The 18,979-nt window shown below is 63.6% G+C and carries 17 protein-coding genes; 2 read left to right on the forward strand and 15 right to left on the reverse strand.

What is annotated here, in order from left to right:
* The first annotated feature begins 299 nt into the window (after positions 1-299).
* The gene (locus MKR05_RS05550; protein WP_284118194.1) at positions 300-830 is read left to right on the forward strand and encodes a flavodoxin; all 531 of its coding nucleotides are present in this window, start codon (positions 300-302) and stop codon (positions 828-830) included.
* Positions 831-852: 22 nt separating this feature from the next.
* Here MKR05_RS05550 and nifM read toward each other — a convergent pair whose 3' ends face one another.
* From nifM to nifH, 14 genes are all read right to left on the reverse strand, one after another.
* Positions 853-1,653, reverse strand: a complete 801-nt coding sequence (gene nifM, locus MKR05_RS05555; RefSeq protein ID WP_284118193.1) for a nitrogen fixation protein NifM — start codon at positions 1,651-1,653, stop codon at positions 853-855.
* Positions 1,653-2,096 (reverse strand): nitrogen fixation protein NifZ, encoded by a 444-nt coding sequence (locus MKR05_RS05560; protein WP_265899867.1) that lies wholly within the window; start codon positions 2,094-2,096, stop codon positions 1,653-1,655. Before MKR05_RS05560 ends, nifM begins: the two co-directional genes overlap by 1 nt.
* Entirely contained in the window at positions 2,093-2,350 is a 258-nt protein-coding gene (locus MKR05_RS05565; protein ID WP_023290346.1) for a nitrogenase-stabilizing/protective protein NifW, read from the reverse strand. Before MKR05_RS05565 ends, MKR05_RS05560 begins: the two co-directional genes overlap by 4 nt.
* 2 nt (positions 2,351-2,352) lie before the next feature.
* Positions 2,353-3,495, reverse strand: coding sequence for a homocitrate synthase (gene nifV / locus MKR05_RS05570; protein ID WP_065812882.1), 1,143 nt, complete (start codon positions 3,493-3,495; stop codon positions 2,353-2,355).
* A gap of 15 nt (positions 3,496-3,510) precedes the next feature.
* Complete coding sequence (nifS, locus tag MKR05_RS05575) at positions 3,511-4,713, reverse strand: cysteine desulfurase NifS (RefSeq protein ID WP_049015431.1); 1,203 nt, start codon at positions 4,711-4,713, stop codon at positions 3,511-3,513.
* 15 nt (positions 4,714-4,728) lie between these two features.
* Entirely contained in the window at positions 4,729-5,568 is an 840-nt protein-coding gene (nifU, locus tag MKR05_RS05580) for a Fe-S cluster assembly protein NifU (RefSeq protein WP_032454927.1), read from the reverse strand.
* A 194-nt stretch (positions 5,569-5,762) separates the two neighbouring features.
* Positions 5,763-6,233, reverse strand: coding sequence for a NifB/NifX family molybdenum-iron cluster-binding protein (locus tag MKR05_RS05585; protein ID WP_048297853.1), 471 nt, complete (start codon positions 6,231-6,233; stop codon positions 5,763-5,765).
* The gene (gene nifN, locus MKR05_RS05590; RefSeq protein ID WP_284118192.1) at positions 6,220-7,605 is read right to left on the reverse strand and encodes a nitrogenase iron-molybdenum cofactor biosynthesis protein NifN; all 1,386 of its coding nucleotides are present in this window, start codon (positions 7,603-7,605) and stop codon (positions 6,220-6,222) included. Before nifN ends, MKR05_RS05585 begins: the two co-directional genes overlap by 14 nt.
* Positions 7,606-7,614: 9 nt before the next feature.
* Positions 7,615-8,988, reverse strand: a complete 1,374-nt coding sequence (gene nifE / locus MKR05_RS05595; protein WP_032454924.1) for a nitrogenase iron-molybdenum cofactor biosynthesis protein NifE — start codon at positions 8,986-8,988, stop codon at positions 7,615-7,617.
* 715 nt (positions 8,989-9,703) lie between these two features.
* Positions 9,704-10,366 (reverse strand): NifB/NifX family molybdenum-iron cluster-binding protein, encoded by a 663-nt coding sequence (locus MKR05_RS05600; RefSeq protein ID WP_130941710.1) that lies wholly within the window; start codon positions 10,364-10,366, stop codon positions 9,704-9,706.
* 10 nt (positions 10,367-10,376) lie between these two features.
* A complete protein-coding gene (nifT, locus tag MKR05_RS05605; protein WP_004203557.1) occupies positions 10,377-10,595 on the reverse strand; it encodes a putative nitrogen fixation protein NifT in 219 nt (72 codons plus the stop codon).
* A 39-nt stretch (positions 10,596-10,634) separates the two neighbouring features.
* Positions 10,635-12,197 carry a nitrogenase molybdenum-iron protein subunit beta gene (gene nifK / locus MKR05_RS05610; protein WP_048297850.1) on the reverse strand — a complete coding sequence of 521 codons (1,563 nt, stop codon included), beginning with the start codon at positions 12,195-12,197 and terminating at the stop codon, positions 10,635-10,637.
* Between the two features lie 55 nt (positions 12,198-12,252).
* Entirely contained in the window at positions 12,253-13,701 is a 1,449-nt protein-coding gene (gene nifD, locus MKR05_RS05615) for a nitrogenase molybdenum-iron protein alpha chain (RefSeq protein WP_023290337.1), read from the reverse strand.
* A 16-nt stretch (positions 13,702-13,717) separates the two neighbouring features.
* On the reverse strand, positions 13,718-14,599 hold the full coding sequence (gene nifH / locus MKR05_RS05620; protein ID WP_004203553.1) for a nitrogenase iron protein: 882 nt from the start codon (positions 14,597-14,599) through the stop codon (positions 13,718-13,720).
* Positions 14,600-15,002: 403 nt separating this feature from the next.
* Here nifH and nifJ point away from each other — a divergent pair, with 403 nt between their 5' ends.
* Positions 15,003-18,515, forward strand: a complete 3,513-nt coding sequence (gene nifJ, locus MKR05_RS05625; RefSeq protein ID WP_130941708.1) for a pyruvate:ferredoxin (flavodoxin) oxidoreductase — start codon at positions 15,003-15,005, stop codon at positions 18,513-18,515.
* 19 nt (positions 18,516-18,534) lie between these two features.
* Here nifJ and MKR05_RS05630 read toward each other — a convergent pair whose 3' ends face one another.
* A complete protein-coding gene (locus tag MKR05_RS05630; protein WP_023290335.1) occupies positions 18,535-18,843 on the reverse strand; it encodes a helix-turn-helix transcriptional regulator in 309 nt (102 codons plus the stop codon).
* Between the last annotated feature and the right edge of the window lie 136 nt (positions 18,844-18,979).

An 18,979-nucleotide genomic window follows, 5' to 3' on the forward strand; every position in this document is an offset into this window, starting at 1 on the left:
TTATGACAAATTGTCCGACACCCTGCGCGGATCGCGGCGGGCTGAGCCGAACCCGGATAACCATGCAAACGGTGCGCCCTTATCGAAACGACCGAACGAAACATTGATCCGACAGGGGGAAAATCCGCTGATTTTTACCTTTCGGTCCGCCGGGGGCGCCTTGCGCGGGCGCTGCGGCGGCGGAAAGCGATCCTGTTGGGGCAGGGATGAGCCGTCACGGTGCAGGGCAACCTGGCACAGCCTTCGCAATACCCCTGCGGTAATCCCTATTTCCGACACCATTCCGACAGGAGCGTACTATGGCGAACATTGGCATTTTCTTTGGCACCGATACCGGTAAAACCCGCAAGATCGCGAAACTGATCCACAAGCAATTGGGGGAGGCCGCCGCCGCCCCGGTCAATATTAACCGCGCCACGCTGGCGGACCTGCTGGCCTACCCGGCCCTGCTGCTGGGCACGCCGACGCTGGGCGACGGCCAGCTGCCGGGCCTTGAGGCCGGGGGCGAGAGCGAGTCGTGGGCCGAGTTTATCCGCAACCTCGACGACGTCAGCCTGCAGGGAAAAACGGTGGCGCTGTTTGGCCTCGGCGATCAGCGCGGCTATCCCGATAACTTCGCCAGCGGGCTGCGGCCGCTGTACGACGCCCTGCGCGCCCGCGGGGCGACAATGATCGGCAGCTGGCCGAACGAGGGGTATGAGTTCAGCGCCTCATCGGCGCTGGAGGGGGAGCGGTTTGTCGGGCTGGTGCTGGACCAGGATAACCAGTTCGACGAGACCGAAACGCGTCTGGCGACCTGGCTTGAGGAGATCAAACCGCACCTGCTGTAGACGCTGGCGGGTGGCCTGTCGGCTACCCGCACAGCCCCGGCTGGCGCGCTAACATCTCAGCCAGCCACTGGCGCTGGTGGCGGCGCTGGCTCTGTTGAATAAGGTAATCGCGGGCGCTTTCCAGCGCCTGTTCAGGCGTCATCGGCGCGGCGGGGCGGATGGCTTCGCACCATACCAGGTGCCAGCCCAGCTCGCTGGCCACCGGCGCGCTCAGCGCATTTTCCGTCAGCGCAAACAGGGCCTCCTCCAGCTGCGGATAGAGTAACCCCCGCCCGATCCACCCCAGTCGCCCGCCGTCCAGCGCGCTCGGGCAGTGGGAGTGTCGCTGGGCCAGCGGCGCAAACGCCTCGCGGGAGGCCGCGATTTGCCCATGAAGCGCCTGGATGCGCGAGTAAACCGCCTGCTCATCGCCATCGACGGTGAGCAGCAGATGGCGGGTCAACCGCTGTTCCGGGCGCATAAACTGCGCCTGGTGCCGCAGATACCACGCCTGCACCGCGGCGGGATCCGGCAGCGGCGCCTGGCTGGCAATCCCGGCGAAGGCGGTTTCCAGCCGGGCATGGTGCAGGACGATCGCCGCCCGCTCCGGCGGCGTAAATCCGCCCTCATCCAGCCAGAGGCGCAGCGAAGCGGCGAGGCCTTCCCGTAGCGCGGCGGGGATCGCCTCCGCCGCGACCTCGGCGACCAGCGCCTGCTCCACGCGGGCCTGACGCTGCCAGGCCGCCTCGAAGGCCTCCCGGTCCGCCGCGGCGATGGCCGCCGGTTCGCAGTTCCAGCGGCTCTGCGCCAGCCGCCGCCGGCCAAATCGTTGCCATGGCTGCATTATTCTTCCTCCTCTGCCAGGGCCAGCGCGGTCACCGGAACCTGGAACCAGCGGCCGCCGAAGTCGACGATATAGCCGTCCCCGCGTTCGCCCCGATCGGTGGCCTCAATACGCCCCTGCTGACCGATGTTGACCACCACTTCGCCCTGCAACGTCAGCGCCGTCTGGCAGGTGACGTTATCGCCATACTGCAGATTCCCCGCCAGCCAGGGACGATCGCCGGCAATCAGCTCCTGTTCGCGGCAGCCGACGATCCGGTCGCTCTCCGGGAAGTGCACCTGGTAGATGACCTGGTCCTGCAAGAATACCCCCCAGTCGCGGACATAGCCGATGCTGCCCCGGCGCACCAGCAGGGCGCCGGACGGCAGGCCCGCATAGGTGCCATCGTTACGGATGGCACGCACGACGCGGACCGCTTCGCTAAAGGTAAATGTGGGTCTCATGGCGTGTTCTCCTCGAACTGCTGCTGATAACTCTCCGCCAGCAGCCGGCGCGCCAGCAGCCAGTGGGCGCGCGGGTTCTCCTCCAGCTGGTTGAGCAGGGGCACTTCCGCCCGCAGCTTACGGTGAAAGGCGGCCAGCACCGGCAGGCTGCAATGGGCCAGACGCTCGGGCTGGTAGGGAACGGCGAAAAACTGAAAGAAGGCGTCGGCGGAGCGCAGGTCGTCTACGCCGGGGATCTGATAAAACCACTCCATGCTTACCCCCTGGCCTGCAGCGTTTCGGCGCCGCAGAGCGCGTGATAGATTGCCGCCAGCTCTTCATCCCGCGGGCTGCGTTTGCCGGTTTCCGCAAAGTGGCGGAGCGCCGGCAGCAGCTGGTCAATTTGCGCTGACGTCAGGTGATAGCCCATCCGGTCGAAGACGCCGTTAACCGCCTGGCGACCGGAGTGTTTGCCCAGCACCAGCCGATAGCCGCGGCCCAGCAGGGCGGGGTCGATCGCCTGATAGCTCTCGCTGTCGCGCAGCAGCGCCGCGACGTGCACGCCGGACTCATGGGTAAAAACCAGCTCGCCCACCAGCGGCTGCTGGGGATCGACAGGGCGGCGGGTGGCGAGGGCCACCTGTTCGCACAGCGCCGGCAGGGCGGTGAAACGCACCCCGGTCTCGACGCCCAGGCAGCGCTCCAGCCCAAGCGCCACCGTTTCCAGCGCCGCGTTGCCCGCCCGTTCGCCCAGGCCCAGCACGGTGGTGTTCACGCTGGTGGCCCCGGCGCGTACCGCCGCGAGGGTGTTGGCGGTGGCCAGCCCGAGATCGTTATGGGCGTGCATCTCGAGTTCGCCGGGCCAGACGTTACGCAGGGCGGCGATCTGCGCCGCGGTGGTAAACGGGTCGAGGATACCGACGGTGTCGGCATAGCGCAGACGGGCAGCCCCCGCCTCGCCGGCCTGCCGGGCAATATCCCGTAGCGTCGCGTCGCTGGCCCGCGAGGCGTCCTCACAGCCAATGCAGACCTTCAGGCCAAGGGTATGGGCGAGGTGGATCAGACCCGTCAGCCGCTCCAGCAGCAGCGGTAAGCTCTCGCGCAGTTTGTACTGCCGCAGCTTGTCGGAGGCGGGGATGGAGATATCCACCCAGTCCATGCCCAGCTCGGCGCTCAGGCGAATTTCGCCGGCCTGCATCCGGCACCAGGTCATCAGCGTGGCGCCCGGAAGCTGACGGCGCACCAGCCGGATACGGGCGCACTCCTCCTCGCCCATCGCCGGGGTGCCGACTTCCAGCGCCTCGATCCCCGCCGCGTACAGCGCCTCGGCGATGGCGATTTTTTCGCTGGCCTGGAAGGCCACGCCGGGACTCTGTTCGCCATCGCGCAGGGTGGTGTCATTGATCAGTACGCGTCCCATTGTCGTCTCTCCGTCTTAACCGTAGACCGGCGCGAAGGCGCCATCCTGCAGGAGCGGCTGGCCGTTTCGCCAGTAGGGCGACAGGGCGCGCAGCCGGTCGATAACAGGAGGCAGGGCGGCGATGACGTAGTCGATCTCTTTTTCCCGGGTGTAGCGCGAGAGGGAGAAGCGAACGGTGCCGTGGGCCGCGGTGTAAGGAATATTCATCGCCCGCATGACGTGCGACGGCTCCAGCGAGCCGGAGGTGCAGGCGCTGCCGCTGGAGGCGGCGATCCCGGCCTGATTCATCAGCAGCAGGATCGCCTCGCCTTCAATGCACTCGAAGGCCAGATTAAGCGTGCCGGGCACCCGCGGCTGGCTGCCGCCCATCACCGTTACCGCCGGAATGGCGCTCAGGAGATGATGTTCAAGGCGATCGCGCAGCTGGCTAATCTGCGCCATGCCCGGGAGGTGGACCTGCGCCAGCTCGCTGGCGGCGCCCATGCCGACAATGCCGCTGATATTTTCCGTACCGGCCCGCCGGCCATGCGCCTGGTGGCCGCCGCGCAGCAGCGGACGAAAACGCGTTCCCCGCCGCAGCCAGAGGCAGCCCACCCCTTTGGGGCCGTGGAATTTATGCGCCGAGCAGGAGAGCATATCGATCCGCGTCTGGCTGAGCGCCATCGGGATTTTGCCCACCACCTGCACGGCGTCGCAGTGAAACAGCGCGCCCTGCTCATGGGCCAGCTCCGCCAGCTCGGGCACCGGGAACATGACGCCGGTTTCGTTATTGGCCCACATGATGCTGACCAGCGCCACGCGTGGGCTAAGCGCCGCCCGAAACTGCGCCATATCCAGAGCGCCCTGCCGATCCACGGCGATACGGTGGATCAGGTATCCCTGGCGCTCCAGCTGTTCGCACACCGCCAGGGTGGCGGGATGTTCGACCGCGCTGGTGATGATCTCGCGCCGCTCCGGCATCAGGGCCACCGCTGAGGCGATGGCGGTGGTCGTGGCCTCGGTGGCGCAGGAGGTAAAAATGATCTCGCTGGGGTAGTCGGCCCCGAGCAGAGCGGCCACCTGCTGGTGCGCCCGTTCAAGGGCGGCCTGCGCCGGCAGACCAAAATCGTGAATCGACGAGGGATTGCCGTAAAAGTCGGTCAAAAAGGGCATCATCGCGTCGAGAACCATCGGGTCGAGACGGGTGGTGGCGTTGTTATCGAGATAAACAGGTTTCATTGTGTCCCCCTGGGGTTAGTTAACCGCGGCCGGGGCCGCCACCACATCCATGTAACTTCCGGTGCGCTCCATCAGCTTTTGCTGCAGCCAGGCGAGGGTCATGTCGGTCATCATGCAGCCGCTGCAGCTGCCGGAGAGGCTGACGGTGACCTGGCGCGGGGTGACGCTCACCAGCGTCATGTCGCCGCCGTCGGCCTGAATGTGCGGGCGCAGCTCGTTGATGGTATCGACCACGCTTTGCCACTGCGCATCGTGGGCCGTCTCCGCCGGCAGGGGGGCGGGCGGCTGTTGGGCGAGGATCGCCGCCAGCGCCAGCTCAATTTTTTCATGGCAGGCGGTACAGCCCCCGCCGGCCTTGGTGTAGTTGATCACCTCCTCGAGGGTGGTCAGGCCGTTGTTCACCACGGCCCGGCGAATATGTCCTTCGTCGACGCCGAAGCATTTACAGATCAGCTTGCCCTCCTCATGCTCCTCCTCAAGGCTTTCGCCGCGAAAATGGGCGATAGCCGCACGCAGCGCCTCCTGGCCCATCACCGAGCAGTGCATTTTCTCCGGCGGCAGGCCGTCAAGGTAGTCGGCGATCTGCTGGTTGGTGATCTGCCCGGCTTCGGTCAGGGTGTGGCCGATAATCAGCTCCGTCAGCGCGGAAGAGGAGGCGATGGCGCTGCCGCACCCGAAGGTCTGGAAGCCGGCCTCCTCGATGATCTCGGTGTGCGGATCAACCCGCAGCATCAGGCGCAGCGCATCGCCGCAGCTTAATGAACCCACATCGCCCACCGCGTTGGCGTTGTCGACCACGCGCGCGTTGCGGGGATGAAAAAAATGGTCTTTCACTTTCTCGGAGTAGTTCCACATGCTGTCAGCTCCAGGGATGATGACGAAAACGCCGGGGCGCGGTGCACCGCAGACTGGCGGTGGTACTGTTCCCCAAGCAATTGCGGTACCAACGCATAAAAACCTTATTTGTTAATGACCTGGTGGGTTAACTGCCCCCGACAGAGCCGACACTGTTGTGGCGTTTTGTGGGCTTTGTCACATAAACGACAGGCTCAGGGCTGCGGGTCGGGCTCTTCCCGCCACGTCTGCTCCTCCAGCAGGCGGTTAAAGCGCTGCGGATCGCGTTGCCGCGCGCTGCGGCGCTGCGCTTTTTCATACCAGGAGAGCTGGATCTCCTGCAGTAAGCCGAGGATGGTGGTCTGATCGGGAACCCGTTCGGCGCGGACGCCCACCTGCAGCAGCTGGCGAAAAACCGCCTCGCCAATCGCCACGCAGAACAGGGTGACGCAATCCTCCAGGGCGTGGATGCGCTCGGCAATTTTCTCGGTCTGATGGCCGCTGACGACCGGGAACTCCACCACCCGCAGCAGGGTGACCCGATCCGCCTTGACGCCGTAGACCACCAGCCGCGGCGTGGCGCCAAAATGCTGATCGACATGGCGGTAATCGGAGCTGGCGAAGGCGACTTTCATCGACCACTCGTCGGCGTCGACCATCTCAAACTGACGGTTAATGGGCGGCATAAGCGTCTCCTGAAGCTTGCTGGGGGTCGGCGCCCTGGCGAAGCGGCGATCGGTAGAGGGCGGTGTGGTGATGGCGGTCGCGCAGTAGATTGGCCAGCTCAAAAAGCGTGTCGCGCATGCCGGCGTACCCCTGGCGGACCCGGCGAAATTCGCCGAGCCGATCGAAAAGGGGAAAGCCGACGCGGATCAGCGGCAGGGCAAACTGCTCCGCCAGATCGCGGGCGTGAGAGTTAGCCACCAGCAGATCGGCGGGTTGCTGGCTCAGCAACTGCTGGAGATCCTCCAGATCCCCCGGCACCACCCGCTCGACCGGCAGCTGGCGCAGGCTGGGGTGGCTGGTGGGGGCGACCAGCGGGCCGGGCTGTATCCCCTGGCTGCGGGCGAAATCACACCAGGCCGCCAGCAGGTCGCCCTCCGCGGCCATCGCCATGCGCTGGCCCTGCAGCCACATATGGCAGTCGATCATCGCATCCTGCAGCTGGCCGCGCTGGCGCTCAATCCAGGCCGGTACGCGGCGCCCGGACAGCTTCGCCAGCTGATGGATAAAGGTATCGCAGTGGTCGAGGGTCATCAGGTGCGGCAGGGCGATCACCTCTCCTCGGCTGCGCTGGCTCAGGAGCGATGCCGCCCGCTGCAGCGACACGCCGATGGCGAAGCTGCCCAGACTCTGGCCCATCTGCGCAATCTGGCGCAGCGAGGCGCCGCCCTGGGTCAGGGGCGTAAAATCCCCCTGACCCAGGTGGCCATCCATCGACAGGGAGAGGTCCGGCAGGACCACCGGCTGCAGGCCAAAGGCCTCCACGCAGCGGCTCAGCCATTCGATATCCCCTGGCGAACAGAGGTGGCTGACCAGCAGGTTGACCCGCCGGGGCCGCTGCCCCGGACGCGGCGTCGGCGCCACCCACTGCTCGATGATGCTCTCGATCACCGCGCTGTAGCCGTTTTCCATGGAGCCAAAAAAATCCGGGGTGTTGACGGTGAGGATCGCCACGCCGTGATGGCGGGGATGCGCCTCGCGAAACTGGCGTACCACCCGGGCGATATCGCTGCCCTGCGCCTCCGCCAGTCCGGTGCTGAGCAGCACAATGGCCTGCGGACTGTGGCGCTGGAAGAGGGTGTCGAGCGCGGTGAAGATATTGCCGTCGGCGCCCATGATCGTGGCGGTCGGATCCATGGCCGTCGACTGCAGGGGCACCGGGTCATGAAAATGCTGAATAAAGAAAACTTTGGCGAAGGCGCTGCAGCCCTGGGCGCCATGGACCAGCGGGATGGCCTGGGCCAGCCCAAGGCTGGCGAGGATCGCCCCGAGCGGTTGCCCGGTTTTAATCGGGCTCACCGCCAGCGGTTTTTCGCTACGGATAAGGTCTGCCATGGTGTTCTCCTAGCGCCACGGGGCGCGGGCATGCGTTTGCGGCCAGACGGGGCTGGCGAGGGTCAGACAGAGCTGGCGGGCGAGGGTGATGATGCCCTGGTAGCCAGCGTAGGCGTGCTCCCGCTCCTGATTGATATCGAGGAACGGCAGCCGGGCTTTCCAGGCGGTGTACATATTGCGTCCGCCGGCGATCATCAGATCCGCCTGATAGCGGTACACCACGTCGAGCAGGGTGCGGGCGTTGCCCTCCTCAAGCATCACCGCCTCGTCGCCCATCAGCTCCCGGATCCGCTGTTTGTCCTCCTCGGTGGATTTCCGCGTGCCGGTGGCCACCACGGTCATGCCGAGATCCTGCAGGGCCGAGACCACCGACCAGGATTTCACGCCGCCGGTGTAGAGCAGCACTTTGCGCCCGCGGAGCTGCTCGCGCCACGGCGCTAGCGCCTGCTCCGCTGCTCGCTCCTCGCGGGCGATCAGTGCCTCGGTGCGGCGGCACAGGTCGTCATCCCCCAGCAGCGCCGCCAGCTGGCGCAAGGCGTCGGAGGTGGCGCGGATCCCGTAGAAGCTGCCCTCAAACCACGGCGTGCCGTAGCGTAGCTCCAGCCCCCGGGCGACGTTGATCAGCGCTCGCGAGCACACCAGCATATTGGCCTGCGCCCGGTGCAGGGTCTGGATCTCGGCAAAGCGGCCGTCGCCGGAGAGGCTGCCGAGGACGCGGATCCCCAGTTCGTCGAGCAGCGGCTGGACCTGCCAGAACTCGCCGGCGATATTGAATTCGCCAATCAGGCCGATATCGTGGCGCTGGGCCGGGGCAAAGGGCGTGTTATCCGGCCATGGGGCGGGTTCGCGCTGGCCAATCACCTGCCTGAGCATTACGTCGCCCGCCATCCGGTTGCCAAGATTTTTGCTGCCGTAGAAGCCGGCGGCGTCAATGGCGATGACCGGGACGCCGGTGGCGGTCTGCGCGGCCTGGCACACCGCCTCAATGTCATCGCCTTCCATCGCCGGTACGCAGGTGTTGTAGATAAAGACCGCCGCCGGGCGATAGCGGTCGACGATGTGACGCACGGCATGGAACAGGCGGCGTTCGCCGCGGCCCATAATCACATCCTGTTCGTTGAGATCGGTGGTAAAGCCGAGCCGGTTGAGGGCCGGGCCGGCGCTGACGCTGCCGCGGTTATCCCACGAGCTTCCCGCGCAGCCGATAGGGCCGTGCACCAGGTGCGCGACGTCGGCAATGGGCAGGAGCGTTATCTGCGCGCCGTCGAAGGCGCAGCCGCCGGCGGTGGCGCCGGGCTTAGGGGCGCTGCAGCCGGATTTTTGCTTCTGGTTGTGTTCGCAGGCGGGTTCGTCCAGCAGCGCCAGAATTTCCTTTCCCTTCATAGTGACCTCGTTGACGGTGGGAGACCGGGGAGGTGATGCAATTCGCGCTCCAGGGAGAGGGGGGTTGATTTTTAAGGAAAAAGGGTTGTGGGCTTTGCGACAAAGGCAACAATCAGACAGGGGGGAGGCATGATTTATCGCGCTGATAACTGGATTTACCGCGACAGTATTGCCGCATATTGGCGAATGACGGGAAGCGTCGATAAGGTGGAATATTCCGTTCACCAACCTTCCTCTCTATTTCATCGCGCCCTCTGCGGGTGAACGGCATGGGGGGCGTTTCGCCCGCCCCCCATGACCCCCCGCATGGCGCTGAAAATTGCCGCTGCGCGGTCCGCTCCACTCCGGCTTCATCTGGCGGAACGGGCGGACTCGACATCCTTGTCTCGACCGCCCTCTGGCCGCCGTCCTGGCGGCCAGTCCTGGATGCGCGCCTGCGTTCTCGCCAATTTTCCTGATGCGCCTAACCCCCCGCTGTCACTTTTGTCCCTGTCCTGCGGCGCTTGCCTAGCTGAAAGAAAGGATGTCCCTGCAGGGGCAAAAAAAAATCCCGCAGGGTCGACGGGCAACCAGCACAACATTTCCTGATGCGCCTAATCCCCCGCGGTCACTTTTGTCCCTGTCCTGCGGCGCTTGCCTTGCTGAAAGAAAGGATGTCCCCTGCAGGGACAAAAAAAGCCCGCGGGGTCGGCGGGCAACAAGCACAACACAACGATTAAAAAACACGTTCCTCCAGAGGGTTATCCCGGTTGAGGCGCTTCGCCAGCCACGGCGGCAAACGGCCGGCCAGCAGCGTATTGATCGCCTCGCACTGGGCCTGGATCGTCGTGCCCGGCGGCGCTTTCATCGGATGGATCTGATGGCGGATCAACCTCGCGGCGGCAGGCCCGCCAATCTCCTGGCAAAACAGCAAATGGCAATCCTCCAGCAGCCTGGCGCGCATCTCGCTGGCGTCAGACGTCGCCGAAGGGGAGGCATAGCGGCGCAGATCCGCCAGCCAGCCGCCCTGGTCATCGAAGGCATAGATAAAAAACAGCCGGTTCTGGCCAAAATGACCATTGATGACCAGGCCATCCTGTGAACAGAAGGCGACCCGCAGCTGCGGCGTCCGCTGGGGTGACCGGGCGATGCGCAAATGGCCGGGCAGCACCCCCTGCAGGCAGGCGATGACCCGCGCCCAGCGGGCCGGGGACATCACCGCCGTCGCCGAAGGAAAGCTGGCGGCCAGCTGAGGCTGCGTCAGGGTGGTTAACCGTGCCGGGGTCAAGGTTTCGCCGCACTCCTGCGCCAGCCAGTCGACGACTTGCACCGGCTGCAGCTCCGGCAGCGTCTGGAACAGCGCCAGCAGACGCCAGAAAAGGGTATCGTTATCGGACATTTCCAGCTCCTTATAGCAGCGTGCTGCGGGTGGCGCGCAGGCTTATCGGAAAGACCGGCCGCCCCGGCTGCGGATTGACGTAGTAGCGACGTCCCCCTTCAAGGGCAATCGCGCCGCCCCAGCGGTCCGTCTCGTCATGTTCGACCTGAAGCACCCGGGCCTCCAGATCCTGTTTGGCGATATAGGCATACAGCGCCTCGCCGCGCTCACGGAAAATCACGATGGGCATACTCCCTCCTGGCCCCGCCTGCGGCGGGGCGCCTGATGGTTAACGAACGAGGTCGAAGCTGTAATCGGTTTTGCCCAGCTGGCTGGTGTCGTGGTCCAGTTTTTCCAGCACGGCGTTCACCAGCGTCGTGACGATGTTCATCGCGCCTTCATAGCCCCAGGTGGTCTGGCGGTGCAGATGATGGCGGTCGAACAGCGGAAAGCCGAGACGGATCAGCGGCACTTCGAAGGCTTTGCCCTTCGCCAGGGTATCGCGCTGGATAAACTTGCCGTAGGAGTTACCGATCATAAAGTCCGGCTGACGGGTGAACATCAGCGACCGGAAGTGCCACAGGTCGCAGTTGATGAATACTTCGCTGTCCTGGCCGTATGGCGAGGCGTCGAGCATTTTCTTCATCGCCTTTTGCCAGCGTTTATTGGCGTTATGGCTGAGGATCACCGTCGGCTCGCAGCCCAGCTCCAGCAGGAAGCGCGTCAGGCCCATCACGAAATCCGGATCGCCGTAGAGGCCGAATTTTTTGCCGTGCAGCCAGGTGTGGGAGTCCAGCATCATGTCCACCAGCCGGCCGCGCTCAAGGGTCAGGGCGTCGGCGATCGGTTTGCCGGTCAGTTGACTGACGGTCATCAGCAGCGCGTCGGTAGCGGCCAGACCCAACGGAACGGCCACCTCCGTGGCGGGCTGATTCCACAGCTCCTGAACCACCTTTTTGCTTTTCACCAGCTGCCATGGCTGCAGCAGCAGGGTGTCAATGGCGTCCGGCGCGGTTTTGATCTCCTGCTGGCTGGTGCCGCCGGCGTACATCCGGTAATGGCCGTCGGCGGGGGTGTCGAGCACCTCTGAAGGGTCGGAGAGCAGGCTGCAGGGGACATCCATCTGCGCCATCATCCGCTTCAGCACGCGGAAGTTGCCGAGATAGGTCTCAAATCCGGTCACCAGATTGAGCTTTTGCAGTTTGCCCGGCTGCCCGGCGTAGTCAGCGGTAAAGGTCTTCGCGAACCCTTCGAACATATTGTCCCAGCCGGTGACATGGCTGCCGATAAAGCTGGGGGTATGGGCGTAAGGAATGGCGATACTGTCGTCAACAAATCCCTCTTTTTTGGCGTTGGCGATAAACGCCTGCAGATCGTCGCCGATCACCTCGGCCATGCAGGTGGTGGAGACGGCGATAATCTCGGGTTTATACAACGCGCTGGCATTCTGCAGGCCCAGATTCATGTTGTTGTTGCCGCCGAACACCGCCGCGTCCTCGGTCATCGAGTCGGAGACGCAAGCCACCGGCTCCTTAAAATGGCGGTTAAAGTAGGTGCGGAAATAGGCGACGCAGCCCTGAGAGCCGTGGACGTAGGGCAGGGTGCCGGCGAACCCCAGCGCGCAGAGCACCGCCCCGAGCGGCTGGCAGGCTTTGGCCGGGTCGACGGTCAAAGCCTCGCGCTGGAAGTTCAGCGCTTCATACTCGGCGGTGGTGGTCCAGGCAAATACCTCCTGGACGCGCTGCGCGTCGTGCGCCTCTTCAAGGCTCTTTTTGTTCTGGAACAGGGTCTGGTATTCATCCTGTTCAAACAGCGGATAACAGCTGTGAATTTTATCGATCGTTTGGCTCATGGTGTTCTCCTCCCGCGCCACAAATCGGTGGACTGACGGGACAGTGAAGTGGCAATCACGCAGACTTCAGCCACGGGGCAGTCAGTTCGTTCCACGCCGGATTGTTCAGGGTCATATCCATATCGCGGGCAAAGATGGCGAAGCCGTCATAGCCGTGATAGGGGCCGGAATAGTCCCAGGAGTGCATCTGGCGGAACGGCACCCCCATTTTCTGGAAGATATATTTCTCTTTGATCCCGGAGCCGATGAGGTCGGGCTTCAGCGCTTTGACGAAGGCCTCCAGCTCATAGCTGCTGGCATCGTCAAACAGCAGAGTGCCCTCTTTCAGGTCCGGCAGGGTGCGGTCGTAATCATCGTTATGGGCAAACTCGTAGCCGGCGGCGATGATCTCCATCCCGAGATCCTCATAGGCGCCGATGACGTGGCGCGGCCGCAGCCCCCCCATGTACAGCAGCACTTTGCGCCCCTCCAGCCGCGGGCGATATTTGGCGATGATGGCCGCCATCTGCCCCTCATATTTGGCGATCACCGCTTCCGCATTGGCGCGAATGGCGTCATCAAATTGATCGGCGATCTTGCGCAGCGATTCGGCGATTTTGGTCGGGCCGAAGAAGTTATATTCCATCCACGGGATCTGATGTTTCTCCTCCATATGGCGGGCGATATAGTTCATCGAACGGTAGCAGTGGACGAGGTTTAGCTTAACGAACGGGGTGTTCTCCATCTCCACCAGGGTGCCGTCGCCGGACCACTGCGCCACTACGCGCAGCCCCATCTCTTCCAGCAGAATGCGCGAGGCCCAGGCGTCGCCGCCGATGTTGTAATCGCCAATGATGGCGACATCATACGGGGTGCTGGCAAACGGCTGCCCTTCGCGGTTGTTCAGCACCCAGTCGCGCACCACGTCGTTGGCGATATGGTGGCCCAGCGACTGCGAGACGCCGCGAAAGCCTTCGCAGCGCACCGGGATCACCGGTTTATCCAGCGCCTTGCTGCTGGCGTTGGCCACGGCGCTGATGTCATCGCCGATGAGGCCCACCGGGCACTCCGACTGAATAGTGATCCCTTTGGTCAGCGGGAACAGCAGCTCCATCTCTTCAATCAGTTTGCTCAGCTTTTTATCGCCGCCGAAGACAATATCGCGCTCCTGAAAATCAGAGGTGAAGTTCAGGGTGCCGAAGCTGTCGACGCCGCTGACGCCGGTATAGTAGTTGCGCCGTCCGGCGCGCGAGTACTGGCCGCAGCCGATGGGGCCGTGCGAGATATGGGCCATGTCTTTAATCGGCCCAAACACCACCCCTTTCGAGCCGGCGTAGGCGCAGCCGCGCACGGTCATCACCCCGGGCTGCGATTTACGGTTCGAGATAATGCACTTGCCGACGCTCTCCATCTGCGGATCGCTGATCATCATGTGCTTTCTGCGCTCTTTGCGCGCGGTTTCGGGAAACACCTCCAGGACTTCCTGGATGAGCGCAAGGTTACGTTCGCCTGTTGCGTTGGTCATGGTGAGGATCCTGTGCTCAGGCCGCGTTTTCTTCAGCGGCGGTTTTACCAATGATGCTGGTGTCTTCTTCTTCCATGATGCCGAATTCCATCAGCAGCGACTCCAGCTCGTCCATGGTGCAGGGGGTCGGCACCACTTTTTTGGTGTTATTGACGATCTTCTGCGCCAGCTGACGATATTCGTTGGCCTGCTGACAGGTCGGGTCGTACTCGATCACCGTCATCCGGCGGATCTCTGCGCGCTGCACAATGTTGTCGCGGGGAACAAAGTGGATCATCTGGGTGCCGAGCTTTTCCGCCAGGGCGATGATCAGCTCGTCTTCGCGGTCGGTTTTGCGCGAGTTACAGATCAGGCCGCCGAGGCGTACCTTGCCGGATTTGGCGTACTTCACGATCCCCTTGGAGATATTGTTGGCGGCATACATCGCCATCATCTCCCCGGAGCAGACGATGTAGATCTCCTGGGCTTTGTTTTCGCGGATCGGCATGGCGAAGCCGCCGCAGACCACGTCGCCGAGGACGTCATAGAAGACGAAATCCAGATCTTCTTCATAGGCGCCTTCTTCTTCGAGGAAGTTGATGGCGGTGATCACCCCGCGTCCGGCGCAGCCAACGCCTGGCTCCGGGCCGCCGGATTCGGCGCAACGTACATCGCCATAGCCGATTTGCAGTACGTCTTCGAGCTCCAGATCCTCGACCGAGCCCACTTCCGCCGCCATCTCCATAATGGTGTTTTGGGCTTTCGCGTGGAGGATCAGACGGGTGGAGTCCGCCTTCGGATCGCAGCCGACGATCATCACTTTCTTACCCATCTCGGCGAGGGCCGCGACAAGATTCTGGGTGGTGGTGGATTTACCGATACCGCCTTTACCGTAGATAGCGCATTGACGCATGGTCATGGTGACTTCTCCTGTTGTTGAGTGTTTGCCAGCAGAGAAGTGCAGGGAACATACCAGCTTTGATTTTTTATGCAGTTATTTGATAAATAATTATTTTCTGTAAACCGGCCGCGCCGGGGGCCTGCGCAAACGGCACAATAACGCCACCAAATGTGCGAAACAGGACAATTTCCCGCCACCGGCCCGGCGCGGCGCTTTGTCGCCTGTTCAACAGCTTGTCGCGCCCTGTGTCTTATTCCCCGCAATTCCGCCGGACGGACCTGCGCCTCTCTTCCCTTAACCTGTTGAATTATTAAGCGACAGGCGGCAATCCGCGAGCTGGCACAGGCTGTGCTTGAAGAGGAAACAGGGTTTGCCGCGGGCTGTCGCGGTAAAGAGAACGCTCACCTTCGAGGATTGAACGATGTCCGGAAACATGAAAACAATGGATGGCAACGCGGCGGCGGCCTGGATCTCCTACGCCTTTACCGACGTGGCGGCCATCTATCCCATTACCCCCTCCACCCCGATGGCGGAGAATGTCGATGAATGGGCCGCTAAGGGGAAAAAGAACCTCTTTGGTCGGCCGGTGCGCCTGATGGAGATGCAGTCTGAAGCCGGCGCCGCCGGGGCGGTGCACGGCGCGCTGCAGGCGGGGGCGCTCACCACCACCTACACCGCGTCGCAGGGGCTGCTGCTGATGATCCCCAATTTGTACAAAATTGCCGGGGAGCTGCTGCCGGGCGTCTTTCACGTTAGCGCCCGGGCGCTGGCGACCAATTCGCTGAATATTTTTGGCGACCATCAGGATGTGATGGCGGTGCGCCAGACCGGCTGCGCCATGCTGGTGGAGAATAACGTTCAGCAGGTGATGGACCTGTCGGCGGTGGCGCATCTGGCGGCGATCGCCGGGCGGATACCCTTTATCAACTTCTTCGACGGCTTTCGCACTTCGCACGAAATACAGAAGATCGAGGTGCTGGAGTATGAGCAACTGGCGGCGCTGCTGGACCGCCCGGCGCTGGAGCGCTTTCGTCGTCAGGCGCTGCATCCGGATCACCCGGTGATCCGCGGCACCGCGCAAAACCCGGATATCTACTTCCAGGAGCGGGAGGCCGGTAACCGCTTCTACCTCGCGCTGCCCGATCTGGTGGAAAGCTATATGGCGAAGATCACCGCGCTCACCGGGCGGGAATATCACCTGTTTAATTACCACGGCGCGCCGGACGCCGAGCGGGTGATTATTGCCATGGGCTCAGTGTGCGACACCGTCCAGGAGGTGGTGGATGCGCTGAATGCGGCGGGGGAGAAGGTGGGGCTGCTCAGCGTTCATCTCTATCGCCCGTTCTCGCTGGCGCACTTCTTCGCGCAATTGCCCGCCAGCGTGCAGCGCATTGCCGTCCTTGACCGCACCAAAGAGCCGGGGGCGCAGGCGGAACCGCTGTGCCTCGACGTCAAAAACGCTTTCTATCAACGCGACGATGCGCCGCTGATTGTCGGCGGCCGCTACGCCCTCGGCGGTAAGGATGTGCTGCCCAACGATATCGCCGCGGTGTTTGACAATCTTCGGCAGCCGCAGCCGAAGGACGGGTTTACCCTGGGCATTGTCGATGACGTCACCTTTACCTCGCTGCCCGCCCGGCAGGTGCCGCTGGCGGTCTCCCACGCCGGGATCACCGCCTGCAAATTCTGGGGCATGGGCTCGGATGGCACCGTCGGGGCGAACAAAAGCGCCATTAAGATCATCGGCGATAACACGCCGCTCTATGCTCAGGCCTACTTTTCCTACGACTCGAAAAAGTCGGGGGGGATCACCGTCTCGCACCTGCGCTTTGGCGACCGGCCAATCACCTCGCCCTACCTGATCCACCGGGCCGATTTTATCGCCTGCTCTCAGCAATCCTATGTCGACCGCTACGACCTGCTGGAGGGGCTGAAGCCGGGAGGCACCTTTTTGCTCAACTGCAGCTGGTCCGAGGCGGAGCTGGAGCAGCACCTGCCGGTCAGCGTCCGGCGCTATCTGGCGCAGGAAAAGATCGACTTTTATACCCTCAACGCGGTGGACATCGCCCGCGAGCTGGGCCTCGGCGGGCGCTTTAACATGCTGATGCAGGCGGCGTTCTTTAAGCTGACGGCGATTATCGATCCGCAAACCGCGGCGGACTATCTCAAACAGGCGGTGGAGAAAAGCTATGGCAGCAAAGGGGCGAGCGTCATTGAGATGAACCAGCGGGCGATCGAGCTGGGGATGGCGGCGCTGCGTCGGGTGACGGTTCCCGCCCACTGGGCGACCCTCGAGGCGCCGGCGCCGCAGGCGACAACCCTGATGCCGGACTTCATCCGCGATATTCTGCAGCCCATGAACCGCCAGCGCGGCGATCTGCTGCCGGTGAGCGCCTTCGCCGGGATGGAAGACGGCACCTTTCCCTCCGGCACCGCCGCCTGGGAGAAGCGCGGCATTGCCCTGGAGGTGCCGGTCTGGCAGCCCGACGGCTGCACCCAGTGTAACCAGTGCGCCTTCGTCTGCCCGCATGCGGCGATCCGCCCGGCGTTGCTGAACGCGGAAGAGCAGGATACGGCGCCCGCCGGGCTGCTGAGCAAACCGGCCCAGGGGGCCAAAGACTACCACTATCATCTGGCTATCTCGCCGCTGGACTGCTCCGGCTGCGGCAACTGCGTGGAGAGCTGCCCGTCGCGCGGCAAGGCGCTGCAGATGGCCTCCCTCGACAGCCAGCGCGCGATGGCCCCGGTCTGGGACTACGCGCTGGGGCTGGCGCCAAAAGACAACCCGTTTCGCAAAACGACGGTCAAAGGCAGCCAGTTCGAAACGCCGCTGCTGGAGTTTTCCGGCGCCTGCGCGGGCTGTGGCGAAACGCCCTATGCCCGGCTGATCACCCAGCTGTTTGGCGACCGAATGCTGATCGCCAACGCCACCGGCTGCTCTTCGATCTGGGGCGCCAGCGCGCCTTCGATGCCCTATACCACCAACCACCGCGGCCACGGGCCGGCCTGGGCAAACTCGCTGTTTGAGGACAACGCCGAGTTCGGGCTGGGCATGATGCTCGGCGGCCAGGCGATCCGCCAACAGATCGCCGGGGAGATGACCCGCGCCCTGGCGCTGCCGGTCAGCGACGCGCTTCACGCCGCGATGCGGCAATGGCTGGCGCAGCAGGACGAGGGGGAGGGGACCCGCGAGCGTGCGGACCGCCTTAGTGCGTTGCTGGCGGCGGAAAAAGAGGGGGTTCCGCTGCTGGAGCAGCTCTGGCAGAACCGTGACTATTTCGTCCGGCGTTCGCAGTGGATCTTCGGCGGCGACGGCTGGGCCTACGATATTGGCTTCGGCGGTCTCGATCATGTGCTGGCCAGCGGGGAAGACGTCAATATTCTGGTGTTCGATACCGAGGTCTACTCCAACACCGGCGGCCAGTCGTCCAAATCGACCCCGGTGGCGGCGATCGCCAAGTTTGCCGCCCAGGGGAAACGCACGCGGAAAAAAGATCTCGGCATGATGGCGATGAGCTACGGCAATGTTTACGTTGCGCAGATCGCCATGGGCGCTGATAAAGATCAGACCCTGCGGGCCATCGCCGAGGCTGAAGCCTGGCCGGGACCGTCGCTGGTGATCGCCTACGCCGCCTGTATCAACCACGGCCTGAAAGCCGGGATGCGCTGCAGTCAGCGCGAGGCGAAGCGGGCGGTGGAGGCGGGATACTGGCACCTGTGGCGCTACCATCCACAGCGCGAAGCCGAGGGCAAAACGCCGTTTATACTGGACTCCGAAGAGCCGGAAGAGAGCTTCCGCGACTTTCTGCTTGGCGAGGTGCGCTATGCCGCGCTGCACAAAACCACCCCGGATCTGGCGGACGCGCTGTTCCGGCAAACGGAGGAGGATGCCCGGGCCCGTTTCAGGCAGTACCAGCGGCTGGCGGGGGAGTAGCAGGCAGCAGGTTAGCGATTCACGACTGCTGCATCACGTTCAGCAGTGTATCCAGCAGGCCGGGAAAACGGGCGTCCAGATCTTCCCGGCGCAGCGAAATCATATTCTCCCGTCCCTGAGGCCGCTGCCAGATCACACCGCTGTCGCGCAGGACGCGCCAGTGGTGGGTCATGGTGGACTTGGCCACCTCTTCCTGACGCAGAGCGTTACAGCTCTGCTCGCTGCCGTCGGCCAGCGTGCGGATGATCTCCAGTCGCAGCGGGTTGCCGAGCGCGGAAAGGACATTTTCCAGGCGAATTTGTTCTCGTTCAGGGTGATTGGCGATCATAATAATCCTGTGTCGGCGGTGGCGCGGCGCATGGCGGTCGCAGTCCGTATCGGCGGCTGGCGGCTACTATACCCAAACTCCTGTTCTCATGCCACGCGCGCCGCCGCATCCTGACCAATCATAATAATAGTAAAAA

The sequence above is a fragment of the Klebsiella sp. K5-204 genome, from assembly GCF_030128585.1.
Taxonomy (GTDB): Bacteria; Pseudomonadota; Gammaproteobacteria; order Enterobacterales; family Enterobacteriaceae; genus Klebsiella; species Klebsiella quasipneumoniae.